We start from the raw sequence: 14,562 nt of genomic DNA, 5'->3' as shown, positions 1-14,562 counted from the left end.
ATGGCGCTCACGCTCTATGTCGACACCGCGCGCTGGCGGGCACACCACAAGCACGTGCTGGAGCAGTTCCCGGGAATCGTCCCGGTCTGCAAGGGCAACGGCTACGGCTTCGGTCATGAGCGCCTCGCTGAGGAAGCGACCCGCTTCGGCTCCGACGTCCTCGCCGTCGGCACCACGTACGAAGCCGCCCGGATCAAGGACTGGTTCAGCGGTGACCTGCTGGTCCTGACCCCGTTCCGGCGGGGCGAGGAGCCCGTGCCGCTGCCCGACCGCGTCATCCGCTCCGTGTCGTCGCTCGACGGCGTGCACGGCCTCGTGGGCGCCCGTGTGGTCATCGAGGTCATGTCCTCGATGAAGCGGCACGGCGTGAGCGAGCAGGAGCTCTCGCAGCTGCACGCGGCCATCGAGGACGTACGCCTCGAAGGCTTCGCGATCCACCTGCCGCTGGACCGCACGGACGGCTCGGACGCCGTCGAGGAGGTCATCGGCTGGATGGACCGACTGCGCGCCGCCCGTCTTCCGCTGCACACGATGTTCGTCAGCCACCTCAAGGCCAATGAACTCCAGCGCCTGCAGCAGCAGTTCCCGCAGACGCGCTTCCGCGCGCGCATCGGCACGCATCTGTGGCTCGGGGATCACGAGGCCACCCAGTACCGCGGTGCCGTCCTGGACGTCACGCAGGTGTCCAAGGGCGACCGCTTCGGCTACCGCCAGCAGAAGGTCGCGTCCGACGGCTGGCTGGTCGTCGTCGCGGGCGGCACGTCGCACGGCGTGGGCCTGGAGGCCCCGAAGGCGCTGCACGGCATGGTGCCGCGGGCGAAGGGCGTGGCCCGTGCGGGCCTCGCGACCGTCAACCGCAACCTGTCGCCGTTCGTCTGGGCCGGCAAGCAGCGCTGGTTCGCCGAGCCGCCGCACATGCAGGTCTCCATCCTCTTCGTGCCCTCGGACGCGACGGAGCCGAAGGTGGGCGAGGAGCTGGTGGCCCATCTGCGGCACACCACCACGCAGTTCGACCGCATCGTCGACCGCTGATCACACGTACAAGATCACGTACGAGATCATGTAAGAGAAGGGCCGGGCGCGACCACATCGCGCCCGGCCCTTCTCTTACTTGCCTGTTCGCTCAGGGTGAAATATCGGTCGTCGTCGACCCCCACCGCACGACGGGCCTTTCCGTGGAATGCACCGCGTGCCGCGGCGGATGGGCGGCCTGCCCGAGGACGAAGACGTCCTGCGCACCGTCCAGCACGCCTCCCGACGGATCGTCGTCGCCGGACCGCCGCACCGGATCCCTCTCCGGCATCAGGATGTCCCGTACGACGATGGCGCACAGGTACAGCGTGCCCAACAGGTGGATCATGATGACCAGTTGGTAGCCCTCGGTCGGCAGTCCCTTGTGGGCGTCTCCGCTCGTCGTGTACGCGAGGTACAGCCAGATCCCCAGGAAGTACGCGACCTCGCAGGCCTGCCAGATCAGGAAGTCGCGCCAGCGCGGCCGGGCCAGCGCGGCGAGGGGGATGAGCCACAGGACGTACTGCGGCGAGTAGACCTTGTTGGTGAGGACGAACGCGGCGACCACCAGGAAGGCCAGCTGCGCGAAGCGCGGGCGGCGCGGCGCGATCAGGCCGAGGGCGCCGATTCCCAGGCAGGCCAGGAGCATCAGGGCGGTGGCGAGGGTGTTGACCGTGTCGGTGGACAGCGGGTCGTCCATGCGCTGGGAGAGGATCAGCCAGAAGGAGCCGAAGTCGACGCCCCGCTCCTGGCTGAAGGTGTAGAACTTCGCCCAGCCCTCGCGGATGTGGAAGCCCGAGGCATCGTGGTCGATCATCACCGGCAGGTTCACCACGAGCCAGGCACCCACCGCGGCCCCTGCCGTCATGCAGAAGGCCCGCCAGCGCCCCGCCCGCCAGCACAGGACGAGCAGCGGGCCGAGGAGCAGCGCCGGGTAAAGCTTCGCGGCGGTCGCGAGGCCGAGCAGGATGCCCGCGGAGAGTGTCCCCCCGCGTGCCCACATCAGCATCGCGGCGGCCGTGAGAGCGACGGCGAAGAGGTCCCAGTTGATCGTGGCCGTCAGAGCGAAGGCAGGCGCCAGAGCGACGAGCAGGCCGTCCCAGGGGCGGCGCCGGTGGGTGCGGGCGACGCAGACGGCGATGACCGCCGTACAGGCCATCAGCATCCCGGCATTGACCATCCAGTAGAACTTCTCCTGGTGCTGGACGCTCCCGCTGCCCGGTGTCAGCCAGGAGGCCACCTCCATGAACACACCGGTGAGCACCGGGTATTCGAGGTACTCCATGTCGCCGGGCAGCTTGTCGAAGTAGGGCACGAGCCCGTCGGCGAAGCCGCGCCCTTGGTAGAGATGAGGGATGTCGGAGTAGCAGGCGTGCGTGTACTGCGAGCTCGCGCCCTGGAACCAGGCGCCGTCGTAACACGGCATCTTCTGCACCATGCCGAGCGCGAACATCCCGATGGCCACGAGCGCGATGACACGTACGGGAGTCCACCAGGTGGCCGCGTACAGCACTCTGCGGCCGATGGGCCCGCCGATCAGCTCGCTGCCGGCCGCCGCGACCTCGTCCTCCTTGGTCGGCCGTACGGGCTCCGGCTGCCGCCCGCTCGAGGGCTGCTGCACGCTCGTGCGCGTCGTTTCTGCACTGGGCATGCCGCACATCCTGCCGTACGAGCCTGAGAACACGGAGAGGGCCGCCACACCGTACGGGTGTGGCGGCCCTCTTCATGATCGGCGGTGCGTGTTTCACGTGAAACAGTGCGTTTCACGTGAAACATGCACTTGGGGTACCTCGGTCAGCCGGTCGTGCCTCCGAAGATGCCTCCATTGCCGTTGCTTCCTCCACCGCCGGTCGGATCCTCTGTAGTCGGTGGTGACGGTTCGCCGGTGCTGCCGTCTGTGGTCCCGCCGTCCGCGGCACCGCCGCTGTTGCTGCACTGCCAGTCCCAGTCGGCACAGGATTCACCGGGATCGGGGGTGCCCGACGGGCTCGGGGACGGTCCGGTCTCCGTGGCGCTCGGCGACGGCGACTCCTCCGGCTCCTCGGTCTCCGTCGGGGTCGGGCTCGGCGGCGGGGTCTCGCCGACGACCTCACCGATCGGACTCGGCACGGGGAAGTTCTTCACGGGCTCACCCTTGAGGGCTCGCTCCATGTAGTCCTTCCAGATCTGCGCCGGGAACGAGGCACCGTGGATCTTCTCCTCGCCACCCGTGCCGAACATCTCCAGGAACTCGCGCTTCTTGTTCCCCTCGTTGTCGTCGAGGCGGTACATGCTGATCGCGGTCGACAGCTGCGGGGTGTATCCGACGAACCAGGCGGACTTGTTGCCGTCGGTCGTACCGGTCTTGCCCGCCACCTGGCGGCCGCTCAGTTGCGCCGAGGTACCGGTGCCCTTCTCGACGACGGTCCTGAGCACGTCGGTGACGTTGTCGGCGACCTCCGGGTCGAAGGCCCGCTTGGTCTGCGACTCGTGCTCGAAGACGGTGTTGCCCTTGTGCTCGACTTCCTTGACCGAGTACGGCTCGTTCTGCTTGCCGCTGGAAGCGAACGTGGAGTACGCGCCGGCCATGCGGATCGCGCTCGGAGAGGACGTACCGAGAGAGAAGGACGGGTAATTGGCGCTGGCCAGGCTGTTCGGCTTGAGACCCGCGTCGACGGCGGCGGCCTTCACCTTGTCCAGGCCGACATCCATGCCGAGCTGCACATAGGCCGAGTTGACGGACTCCCGCATCGCCTCACGGAGGTCGATCTGGTAGCTCGGCGCGTTGTAGGACGCGTCACCGTCGTTCTTCTGCAGCCATTCCTTGCCCTCACGGTCCGTCCAGACGGTGCCGTCGTACTTCTCGATCTTGAGCTCGTTCTTGCCGCTGTAGCGGCTCTTGGGGTTGACGATCGTCCGCTGGGTCTCGTCCTGGATCTCCGGCCCGTCCTTGGCGCGCGTACCGTCCTTGAAGGCGGCGGCCAGCACGAAGGGCTTGAACGTCGAGCCGACCTGCGCACCGGTCTGGTCCGCGTTGTTGGTGAAGTGCTTGGTCGCGTCCTCACCGCCGTAGATCGCCTCGATAGCGCCGTCCTTCGGGTTCACCGAGGCGCCACCGAACTGGACGTGGGTGTCCTTCTCCGGACGCAGCTTGGGCTTGATCTTCGCCTTGCGGACCTTCTCAACGGACTTCTCGAGCTCCTTGACCTTCGTCCTGTCGAAGGTCGTGTGGATCTCGTAGCCGCCCTGCTGGAGATCACTGGCCGTGATCTTGCCGTCGCTGTTGTTGATCACGTACGCCTTGGCGAGGTCGACCAGATAACCGATCTGACCGCCCAGCTGGGCGTTGGACCGCGGGTTCTGCAGCTTCGGGAACTTCGTGTACTTGCCCCGCTCCGCGGTGGTCAGGTGGCCGTCCTTGACCTCCTCGTCGAGGATCCACCTCCACCGCTTGGTGGCCCGATCCGTGTTCGCCTCCTGCGTGGCGGCCGGGTCGACCTCGGGGGAGCCGGCGGGGTCGTAGTACGTGGCGCCCTTGAGCACCGTCGCGAGGAGAGCGCACTGACTGGGGTTAAGTTCGGTGGCGTCCTCGTTGAAGTACGCGTGGGCCGCGGCCTGGATGCCGTAGGCACCGCGGCCGTAGTAGGCGGTGTTGAGATACCCCGCCATGATCTCTTCCTTGGGGACCGTACGGCCGACCTTTATGGAGATGAAGAGCTCTTTGAACTTACGCGTGACCGTCTGCGACTGGTCATTGAGGCGCGCGTTCTTCACGTACTGCTGAGTGATCGTGGAGCCACCCTGGGTCTCGCCACCCTTGGCCATGTTGACCAGGGCGCGGGTGATGCCCATGGGGTCGACGCCCTTGTCGTCCTCGAACGTCTTGTTCTCCGCCGAGATGACGGCGGTGCGCATCGCCTTGGGGATCTTCTCGTAGTCGATGATCTGGCGGTTCGTCTCACCACCGGTCGCGACCATCTGCTTGCCGTCGGCCCAGTAGTAGACGTTGTTCTGCGCCTTGGCCGCCTCGTCGACCTTCGGGACCTCCACCAGGGCGTACGCGATACCGGCGACCGCCATCAGGCTCCCGAGGAACCCGATGAACAGGCCGGAGACAAGGCGCCAGGACGGAACCCAGCGCCGCAGACCGTCCTTGTTCGCGCGCGGGTAGTCGATGAACCGCTTCTTGGCAGGCCCCTGACCGCCGCGGCCCCTGCCGCGACCCGGTCCGGTCGGCCCGCCGGGCCCACCACCCCGTCGGCCTCCGCCACCACCGCCCGAGCGGCCGGCACCGGACCCGTCGGCCGCCCTGCGGCGACCGCCGCCCGCGCCGACGGGACCGCTGCGCTGCGCCGCGCGACGGGCCTCTGCCCGGCCGCCGTAGGAACGGTCCCCGTCACCGGGGTCACCTGATCCGTACGAGCCGGTTGCGGAAGTGGGCGATCCAGTGGCGCCACGCGGTGCCGCGCGGCGGCCCGGCGACTCGCCGGAGACGCCGCGTCTGGTCGCGGCGCGTCCGCCGCCCTGCGGCTGCGGCGGTTTGCGACGGTGCTCGCTCATCGAACGATTACTCCTCGGGCAGGCGCAGATATCCACGCCTGGAAACGGCGGCTGGTTTCCGGTCCCCCCGAAGTACGGATGCGCCCATCCCCGCGCTCATCCGCACTACACCAGGGACGACGACGCCCTCAGGCGTCACTTGGTTCCCGGCGGTCTGCATGGCGCACAGACTACGCACCGTCAAAACCCTCCTAGAGCCGAAGTTCACCCCAAATCAGGCAAGTTACTTCCTACGAATCGGTGATGTGACGCCGTTCACCGTTTCCCCTCTTGCCCCGTGAGGAGGGCCGTTCTATCGTCTCGATGTATCGAGTCGATACATCAGCTCGGCATAAAGACCGTGCAGACAGACGCTGGCAGACGGGAGGCGACACATGAGCAGACGCTCCGGCATCCTCGAGTTCGCCGTACTCGGCCTGCTGCGCGAGTCCCCGATGCACGGCTATGAGCTGCGCAAACGACTCAACACGTCACTGGGAGTGTTCCGCGCCTTCAGCTACGGGACGCTCTACCCCTGCCTCAAGACGCTGGTCACCAACGGCTGGTTGATCGAGGAAACAGGGAGCACCCCCGAAGACGCGCTCGCGGCTCCCCTCTCCGGGCGCCGCGCCAAGATCGTCTATCGGCTGACGGCGGAAGGTAAGGAGCACTTCGAGGAGCTGCTCTCGCAGACCGGCCCCGACGCGTACGAGGACGAACACTTCGCCGCCCGCTTCGCCTTTTTCGGCCAGACCTCGCGGGACGTACGCATGCGGGTGCTCGAGGGGCGTCGCAGCCGCCTCGAGGAACGTCTGGAGAAGATGCGCGCCTCCCTGGCCCGTACCCGGGAGCGCCTGGACGACTACACGCTTGAGCTGCAGCGGCACGGAATGGAGTCCGTGGAGCGCGAAGTGCGCTGGCTGAACGAGCTCATCGAGAGCGAGCGAGCGGGGCGGGACCAGCAACGGTCCGCCCCGGACAGCTCCGCTCAGCACGACAGCACATCTGGGGAGTCGGGCGGCCTGCCCCGGCGGCGGGAGACCAACCCGCCGCCGGATCCGTCCGATGACACCGCCAAGTGAGACCCCGCGTTCCGCAGGGTTTCATCCGGAATACACGAATCACACAGGGAGCAACCGGAATGGGTTCGGTTCGCGTAGCCATCGTCGGCGTGGGCAACTGCGCCGCCTCGCTGGTCCAGGGCGTCGAGTACTACAAGGACGCAGACCCGGACGCCAAGGTCCCGGGCCTGATGCACGTCCAGTTCGGCGACTACCACGTCGGCGATGTCGAGTTCGTCGCCGCCTTCGACGTGGACGCCAAGAAGGTCGGCCTCGACCTCTCGGACGCCATCGGCGCCAGCGAGAACAACACCATCAAGATCTGCGACGTGCCGAACACGGGCGTCACCGTCCAGCGCGGCCACACCTACGACGGCCTGGGCCTGTACTACCGCCAGACCATCGAGGAGTCCGCCGAGGCCCCGGTCGACATCGTCCAGATCCTCAAGGACAAGCAGGTCGACGTCCTCGTCTGCTACCTGCCGGTCGGTTCCGAGGACGCTGCGAAGTTCTACGCGCAGTGCGCCATCGACGCCAAGGTCGCCTTCGTCAACGCTCTCCCGGTCTTCATCGCCGGCACCAAGGAGTGGGCCGACAAGTTCACCGAGGCGGGCGTCCCGATCGTCGGCGACGACATCAAGTCGCAGGTCGGCGCCACCATCACGCACCGTGTGATGGCGAAGCTGTTCGAGGACCGCGGTGTCCGTCTTGAGCGCACGATGCAGCTCAACGTCGGCGGCAACATGGACTTCAAGAACATGCTCGAGCGCGACCGCCTCGAGTCCAAGAAGATCTCGAAGACGCAGGCCGTCACCTCGCAGATCCCGGACCGCGAGCTGGGCGAGAAGAACGTCCACATCGGCCCGTCGGACTACGTGGCGTGGCTGGACGACCGCAAGTGGGCGTACGTCCGCCTCGAGGGCCGTGCCTTCGGCGACGTCCCGCTGAACCTGGAGTACAAGCTCGAGGTCTGGGACTCCCCGAACTCGGCGGGTGTCATCATCGACGCCCTGCGCGCCGCGAAGATCGCCAAGGACCGCGGCATCGGCGGCCCGATCCTCTCCGCGTCCTCGTACTTCATGAAGTCCCCGCCGGTGCAGTACTTCGACGACGAGGCGTACGACAACGTCGAGAAGTTCATCAAGGGCGAGGTCGAGCGCTAGCGAGACACAGCGGGGCACGCGGAAGCTCGCTTCTTGAACCGCCGTTGAGGGTCCCCGGGCAATCCGCCCGGGGACCCTCTTCGTATGTGAGGCTGTGCCCCATGGCTGTCGTCGGTGACCTGCGCATACTGCTGCGCCTGCGGGATTTCCGACGCCTGCTCGCCGTGCGGCTGATCTCCCAGGGCGCGGACGGCGTCTATCAGGTGGCGCTCGCCACGTACGTCGTCTTCTCACCGGAGAAGCAGACCTCGCCGACCGCGATCGCCTCCGCGATGGCGGTGCTGCTCCTGCCGTACTCACTGATCGGCCCCTTCGCCGGCGTGCTCCTCGACCGCTGGCCGCGCCGCCAGGTCTTCCTGTACGGCAACCTGCTGCGGGCGGCGCTGGCCACGGTGACCGCTGTGCTGATGCTGAGCGGCGTGCCGGACTGGCTGTTCTACGCCTCCGCGCTCTGCGTCACGGCCGTCAACCGCTTCGTCCTCGCCGGGCTCTCGGCCGCGCTGCCGCGTGTGGTCGACGCCGATCGCCTGGTCATGGCCAACTCCCTTTCACCGACCGCCGGGACGCTCGCCGCGACCGCGGGCGGGGGCCTCGCGTTCGCCGTACGCCTGGTCGTCTCCGACTCGGACGCGGCCGTGGTCCTGCTCGGGGCCGCGCTGTACCTCTGCTCTGCGCTCGCCTCACTGCGCATGGCACGTGAACTCCTCGGCCCGGACCCGGAGCTGGTCCAGCCACGTCTCGGCGCGGCGCTCTCCGGTACGGCGCGGGATCTGCTGGCCGGTGTGCGGCATCTGTCGCAGCGGCGCCCGGCCGCCCGCGCGCTCCTCGCCATGACGCTCATGCGGTTCTGCTACGGCGCCCTGTCCGTCATGTTCCTCATGCTCTGCCGCTACGCCTGGTCGTCCTCGGAGTCCGACGGACTCGCCCTGCTCGGGCTCGCCGTGGGCATCTCCGGAGCAGGCTTCTTCATGGCCGCCGTCGTCACGCCCGCCGCGGTGAACCGCCTCGGCCCCGGCGGCTGGATCGTCGCCTGCGCGGGGGCGGCGGCGGTCCTGGAACCGGCACTCGGCCTGCCCTTCGAGCCCGTCCCTCTGCTCATCGCCGCATTCCTCCTGGGCCTGACGACCCAGGGAGCGAAGATCGCCACGGACACGGTGGTCCAGTCCGAGGTGGACGACAGCTTCCGTGGCCGGATCTTCTCCGTTTACGACGTCCTGTTCAACGTCGCTTTTGTCGCCGCGGCCGGAGTAGCCGCCCTGATGCTGCCGCCTGACGGACAGTCGATCCATCTGGTGGTCACGGTGGCCGTCATCTACGCAGCGATTGCCGCCGCTATGGCCAGATTTGACGCACAGTAAGTGTCACATCAGTGCCACAGAGCCCCTCTGGACTTCAGAGATTCCAGTGTGCCCCTATAACTTACGGACGTCGCATCCGCGCCATCGCGCTCTCGTTCGAGGGGGACCCCCAAACATGACTACTCCACCGCCCCAGGGCCAGAACCCTTACGGCCAGCCCCAGGGTGGCGCACCCTACCCACCCCAGCAGGGCGTTCCGCAGCAGCCCTACCCTGCCTTCAATCAGGGCGCCCCTGTCCCTCCGCCCCAGCCGCAGCGCCGCCCGATCAAGACGTACCTGCGCGGCGCGGCCGTGGTGCTCGGCCTCATAGTGATCGCGGGCGGCTGGTGGGCAAGCCGGGACGACGCGGACACCGCAGCGGTCGGTGACTGCCTGAAGGTAGCCTCGTCGTCCTCGGACCGCATGGAGGTAGTGGACTGCTCCTCCTCCGAGGCGGAGTCCAAGGTCATCAAGAAGATCGACGGCCATTTCACCCAGATCAGCGCGGAGACGGAGTGCCGCAAGGTCGAGGGCGCCACCGGCTTCTACGCCGAGACTGGTAAGGGCGAGGACTTCCTGTTCTGCACGAAGTCTCCGTGACCCACGACGGGCATACGTAGGAGAACCATTGACCGCTGCGTCCTAGCCGGGCTGTCGGCCACTCTGCCAGATGCGGTCGACATCAGGTTTCACTCCATGCAATGCAGAGAGTGAGGCTAGCCCGATCCGGACATGCGAAGGGGCACTGTTTCACGTGAAACAGTGCCCCTTCGCATGTCCGGATCGGGTGCGATGTTTCACGTGAAACATCGCACCGGCCCCCAACTCACTCCTGCGCGGCCCACCACTCCTTGAGTGCCGCCACAGCGGCGTCCCGCTCCATGGGGCCGTTCTCCAGCCGCAGCTCCAGCAGGAACTTGTAGGCCTGACCGATCACCGGGCCCGGCCGTACGTCCAGGATCTGCATGATCTCGTTGCCGTCCAGGTCGGGGCGGATCGAGTCCAGCTCCTCCTGCTCCTGGAGGCGGGCGATGCGCTCCTCCAGGCCGTCGTACGCGCGTGAGAGCGCACTCGCCTTGCGCTTGTTGCGCGTCGTGCAGTCCGACCGGGTCAGCTTGTGCAACCGGTTCAGGAGTGGGCCCGCGTCGCGTACGTAGCGGCGTACTGCCGAGTCCGTCCATTCGCCCGTGCCGTAGCCGTGGAAGCGCAGGTGCAGCTCCACCAGGCGGGAGACGTCCTTCACGAGCTCGTTCGGGTACTTGAGCTCCGTCATACGCTTCTTGGTCATCTTGGCGCCCACCACCTCGTGGTGGTGGAAGGAGACCCGGCCGTCGTCCTCGAAGCGCCTCGTCCGCGGCTTCCCGATGTCGTGCAGGAGCGCCGCGAGTCGCAGCGTCAGGTCCGGGCCGTTCTCCTCCAGCGCCATCGCCTGCTCGAGGACGATCAGCGAGTGGTCATAGACGTCCTTGTGACGGTGGTGCTCGTCACGCTCCAGGCGCAGCGCCGGAAGCTCGGGGAGAACGTGCTCGGCGATGCCTGTGTCGACAAGTAGAGCCAGTCCCTTCGCCGGGTACGGCGAGAGGAGCAGCTTGTTCAGTTCGTCACGCACGCGCTCGGCGGAGACGATGTCGATGCGCTTGGCCATCGCCTTCATCGCGGCGACGACCTCCGGAGCCACCTCGAAGTCCAGCTGCGCGGCGAACCGCGCGGCCCGCATCATCCGCAGCGGATCGTCGGAGAAGGAGTCCTCCGGGGTGCCAGGGGTGCGCAGGACGCGCTCCGACAGGTCCTCGAGACCGCCGTGCGGGTCGATGAACTCCTTCTCGGGGAGCGCCACCGCCATCGCGTTCACGGTGAAGTCTCGGCGTACGAGGTCTTCCTCGATGGAGTCGCCGTAGGACACCTCCGGCTTGCGCGAGGTCCTGTCGTACGCCTCGGAGCGATACGTGGTGACCTCGATCTGAAAGCGCTGATCAGCGTCTCCGACGCGGGCATCCTTCTGGCAGCCGACCGTGCCGAAGGCGATCCCGACCTCCCACACCGAATCCGCCCACGGCCTGACGATCTTCAGTACGTCCTCGGGGCGGGCATCGGTCGTGAAGTCCAGGTCATTGCCGAGCCGGCCAAGGAGCGCGTCTCTCACCGAGCCACCGACCAGGGCAAGGGAGAACCCGGCCTCCTGGAAACGGCGGGCAAGGTCGTCCGCGACAGGGGACACGCGCAGTAGTTCACTGACCGCGCGGCGCTGCACCTGGCTCAGTGCGCTGGGATTCTCTTCATTGACGTTCGGCACAACTGAAAAGGGTACGTGGCCCGCGCACCCCCGTCCGCCCGGTTTTCCGGGCCGCTCCCGGTTCGCGCGCCCCTACCCGGCCAGGTCTTCCGATCATGTGGAGCAGTCCGCGGCACTTCGCCACAGCGCACCTCGTTACCATGCGTGGACGCACAACCGACGACCACTGACGACGACGAGGACGGGCAACGCGTGGCCGAGGCGGCAGACTTCCCGGGGACCAGTCCCTCACCTGCCCGCCGGTGGCTGCGGCGCACGGCAGCGCTGCTGGCTGGGGCCCCTTTGCTGACCGGTGTGCTGCAGCTTCCGGCGGCGCCGGTAGCGGATGCCGCCGTGCCCGGCGCGGCGGCCAAGGCCACGGGTTCCAGCACCGTCGACGTCTCGCTGAACTCGCTGACCCCCACCGCTCCGACGGAAGACGACACACTCACCGTCTCCGGCACGGTCACCAACAACGGCAAGCAGACGGTGACCGGAGCCGAGGTCGGCCTGCGCCTCGGTCCTGCCCTGAACGGCCGGAGCCAGATCGACGCCGCCGCCAAGCGCACCGGCTACCAGCCGGGGGCCGACGGCGCGGAGGTCGGCGGCAAGTACGTCGAGAAGGTCTCCAAGCTGGCCCCCGGTGTCCGCCAGGACTTCAGCATCACCGTCCCGGTCAAGGCGCTGGACCTCGGCATCGACGGCGTCTACCAGCTCGGTGTCTCCCTCACCGGCCGGACCTCGGCCCAGCCGTGGCCCCAGGTGCTCGGCTTCGAGCGGACCTTCCTGCCGTGGCAGGCGGAGGCCGCCGACACGAAGACGAAGACGACCTACCTGTGGCCGCTCGTCTCCGCCTCGCACCTCACGGCGGAGACCGGCTCGGACGAGCAGCAGACGCCCGTGTTCACCGACGACGACCTGGCCAAGGAGATCGCCCCGGGCGGCCGCCTCGACCAGATGCTGTCGCTGGGCCGCAAGCTCGACGTCACCTGGGTCGTCGATCCCGATCTGCTGGCCTCGGTCGACGCGATGACGCGGAGCTACCGGGTGCAGTCCGCCGACGGCAGGACGACCACGACGGGCCGGAACCAGGCGGTCGCCAAGCAGTGGCTGAACGACCTCGAACAGACCGTGCAGGACGAGAAGGTCGTCGCGCTGCCCTTCGCCGACCCCGACCTCGCCTCGCTCGCCCACAACGGCAAGACGGTCAGCGGGTCCCTCGGCCAGCTCAGGGACGCCACCGACGTGGGGGCCGAGGCCGTGGAGACAATCCTCCACGTCAAGCCCCGGTCGGACTTCGCGTGGCCGGTGAACGGCGCGCTCGACCCGTCGATCGTCGATGTCTCCACCTCCGCTGGCGCCCACACGGTCATCGCCCGCAGCGACAGCCTGCGCGAGACCGGCGGACTGCCGTACACGCCCAACGCCGCGCGGCCCATCGGCGGCGGCACGACAGCCGTGGTGGCCGACGCCGGGCTCTCCACCGCCTTCCAGGGCGACATGACGGGGGCGGAGAACTCCACGCTCGCCGTGCAGAAGTTCCTCGCCCAGAGCCTGATGGTCACCCTGCAGGACCCGGACAAGCAGCGGAGCATCGTCGTCGCCCCGCAGCGCATGCCGACCGCCAGCCAGGCCCAGTCGATGGCGAAGGCGCTCACCGCCCTCTCAGACGAGCGCTGGTCGCAGCCGCAGGACCTGACGGCGGCAGCGAAGGCCAAGCCGGACCCCGGGGCCACGACTCGGGTGCCGTCGGCCGGTTCCTACCCGGCGTCGCTGCGTAAGCAGGAGCTGCCGAGGTCGGCCTTCCAGGACATCCAGAACACCCAGAACAAGCTCAACCGCTTCAAGACGATCCTCAGTGAGCCCGACCGCGTGATCACTCCCTTCGGGAGGGCCATAGACCGCGAGATGTCCACGTCGTGGCGCGGCCGGGCCGGAGAGGCGGACGGGTTCCGCCGTGGCGTGCAGAACTACCTGACGACGCTCACCCAGCAGGTGCGGCTGATCCAGAAGTCCGACGCGAAGCTCTCGGGCCGCAGCGCGACGATCCCGGTGACGGTCCAGAACAACCTGGTCCAGGGCGTCGACCACATGGTGCTGCGCCTCACGTCGGAGAACCCCACGCGACTGAAGATCGGCGGCAAGGCCTACTGGGAACAGCCGGTCAAGATCGCGGGCGGCCACGCCCAGTCGGTGAAGTTCACCACGACCGCCAACGCCAACGGCCCGGTCCCGGTCTACGCCCAGCTCTATACCGAGGACGGTCAGCCGTACGGCGAAGAGGTCCGCTTCGACGTGAACGTCACTGAGATCACCCTCACCGTGATGCTCGTCATCGCGGGTGGCGTCCTACTCCTCGTGCTCGCCGGATTCCGGATGTACACCCAGCGCAAGCGCGCCGCCCGGAAGCGGGCCGATGAGGAGGCCACGGTGGACGGGCCCGACAACGGCGAGGACGGCGAGTCCGGCACCGAGTCCGGGGACGACGACCCCGAGCAGCCGAGTGACCCGACACCGGACACCGCTCCGGAAAGCACCGACCCATCGGACACGGGTGAGAGAGTGGACCGTTGAGCGATGTCGTGGCCGGTGGGCCCGGGGACGATGAGGTGGGGTATCCATGAACGCGCCGTACGACGGTGACCGTGGCCAGGGCGCGGGCGGCTCGGGCCCCCCTGAGAACGGGCAGATGCCACCGCAGCCTGCCCCGGACGTGTACCTCCAGGACGCCTACGACCAGGACCCCTACCGGGCGCAGGACCTCAGCGCCCAGGACCCGGTGACCGAGGCGCTGTACGACCGCGCCGCGCACCCCCCGCCGCCCCCTGGCTACTACCAGGACCCGCAGCCGCTCTACGCCCAGCCGCCATCGCCGCAGCACGCGCCGGACCCCCGCGTGTGGGCCCAGACCCCGGCTCCCGAGCCGGACGGTCCGACCCGGCACCTTCCGTACGGCGACGATGCCCGTACGACCCAGTTCGTGGGCGTCGACGACCTGGTCACCCAGGCCGGCGAGGAGCACCACGAGCCGGACGCCTTCGCCCACCTCTTCCGGGACCAACAGCCCGGCGGCTACCGCGAACCCCAGGGCGCCGCCTACCAGCAGCCCGGCGGCTATCCCCAGGACGGCTACCCCCAGGGCAACGGCCACCAGTACCCGGCCGGCCACCAGCCCCCCGAGCCCCCGATGGTCCCGGCC

9 protein-coding genes and 1 pseudogene are annotated in these 14,562 nt (G+C 68.2%); 7 read left to right on the top strand and 3 right to left on the bottom strand.

What is annotated here, in order from left to right; all coding sequences use genetic code 11:
- A complete protein-coding gene (locus tag E2651_RS12730; RefSeq protein ID WP_135331195.1) occupies positions 1 to 1,032 on the top strand; it encodes an alanine racemase in 1,032 nt (343 codons plus the stop codon).
- A 91-nt stretch (positions 1,033 to 1,123) separates the two neighbouring features.
- Here E2651_RS12730 and E2651_RS12725 read toward each other — a convergent pair whose 3' ends face one another.
- Both E2651_RS12725 and E2651_RS12720 read right to left on the bottom strand, forming a co-directional pair.
- Complete coding sequence (locus tag E2651_RS12725; RefSeq protein ID WP_135331221.1) at positions 1,124 to 2,671, bottom strand: glycosyltransferase 87 family protein; 1,548 nt, start codon at positions 2,669 to 2,671, stop codon at positions 1,124 to 1,126.
- 134 nt (positions 2,672 to 2,805) lie between these two features.
- On the bottom strand, positions 2,806 to 5,550 hold the full coding sequence (locus E2651_RS12720; RefSeq protein WP_135331194.1) for a transglycosylase domain-containing protein: 2,745 nt from the start codon (positions 5,548 to 5,550) through the stop codon (positions 2,806 to 2,808).
- 374 nt (positions 5,551 to 5,924) lie between these two features.
- On the opposite strand from E2651_RS12720, the gene E2651_RS12715 reads away from it, so the two are divergent.
- From E2651_RS12715 to E2651_RS12700, 4 genes are all read left to right on the top strand, one after another.
- Entirely contained in the window at positions 5,925 to 6,611 is a 687-nt protein-coding gene (locus tag E2651_RS12715) for a PadR family transcriptional regulator (RefSeq protein ID WP_135331193.1), read from the top strand.
- A 59-nt stretch (positions 6,612 to 6,670) separates the two neighbouring features.
- Positions 6,671 to 7,753, top strand: coding sequence for an inositol-3-phosphate synthase (locus tag E2651_RS12710; RefSeq protein WP_135331192.1), 1,083 nt, complete (start codon positions 6,671 to 6,673; stop codon positions 7,751 to 7,753).
- 101 nt (positions 7,754 to 7,854) lie between these two features.
- A complete protein-coding gene (locus E2651_RS12705) occupies positions 7,855 to 9,111 on the top strand; it encodes an MFS transporter (RefSeq protein WP_135331191.1) in 1,257 nt (418 codons plus the stop codon).
- 115 nt (positions 9,112 to 9,226) lie between these two features.
- Complete coding sequence (locus E2651_RS12700; RefSeq protein WP_245238782.1) at positions 9,227 to 9,691, top strand: hypothetical protein; 465 nt, start codon at positions 9,227 to 9,229, stop codon at positions 9,689 to 9,691.
- 226 nt (positions 9,692 to 9,917) lie between these two features.
- On the opposite strand, the gene E2651_RS12695 is transcribed toward E2651_RS12700, so the two are convergent.
- A complete protein-coding gene (locus tag E2651_RS12695) occupies positions 9,918 to 11,384 on the bottom strand; it encodes a CCA tRNA nucleotidyltransferase (protein ID WP_135331189.1) in 1,467 nt (488 codons plus the stop codon).
- 192 nt (positions 11,385 to 11,576) lie between these two features.
- Here E2651_RS12695 and E2651_RS12690 point away from each other — a divergent pair, with 192 nt between their 5' ends.
- Positions 11,577 to 13,937 carry a DUF6049 family protein gene (locus tag E2651_RS12690; protein WP_135331220.1) on the top strand — a complete coding sequence of 787 codons (2,361 nt, stop codon included), beginning with the start codon at positions 11,577 to 11,579 and terminating at the stop codon, positions 13,935 to 13,937.
- 46 nt (positions 13,938 to 13,983) lie between these two features.
- Positions 13,984 to 14,562 (top strand): annotated as a pseudogene (locus E2651_RS12685) (murein biosynthesis integral membrane protein MurJ); the annotation flags it as partial.

This window comes from Streptomyces sp. MZ04, from assembly GCF_004684775.1.
In the GTDB taxonomy this organism is placed as follows: domain Bacteria; phylum Actinomycetota; class Actinomycetes; order Streptomycetales; family Streptomycetaceae; genus Streptomyces.
This window is presented reverse-complemented; position numbering and strand designations above follow the sequence as displayed.

Coding starts and splice junctions, on each gene's coding strand:
- E2651_RS12730 (WP_135331195.1), top strand. CDS start 1: ATGGCGCTCACGCTCTATGTCGACACCGCGCGCTGGCGGGCACACCAC.
- E2651_RS12715 (WP_135331193.1), top strand. CDS start 5,925: ATGAGCAGACGCTCCGGCATCCTCGAGTTCGCCGTACTCGGCCTGCTG.
- E2651_RS12700 (WP_245238782.1), top strand. CDS start 9,227: ATGACTACTCCACCGCCCCAGGGCCAGAACCCTTACGGCCAGCCCCAG.
- E2651_RS12705 (WP_135331191.1), top strand. CDS start 7,855: ATGGCTGTCGTCGGTGACCTGCGCATACTGCTGCGCCTGCGGGATTTC.
- E2651_RS12710 (WP_135331192.1), top strand. CDS start 6,671: ATGGGTTCGGTTCGCGTAGCCATCGTCGGCGTGGGCAACTGCGCCGCC.
- E2651_RS12720 (WP_135331194.1), bottom strand. CDS start 5,550: ATGAGCGAGCACCGTCGCAAACCGCCGCAGCCGCAGGGCGGCGGACGC.
- E2651_RS12725 (WP_135331221.1), bottom strand. CDS start 2,671: ATGTGCGGCATGCCCAGTGCAGAAACGACGCGCACGAGCGTGCAGCAG.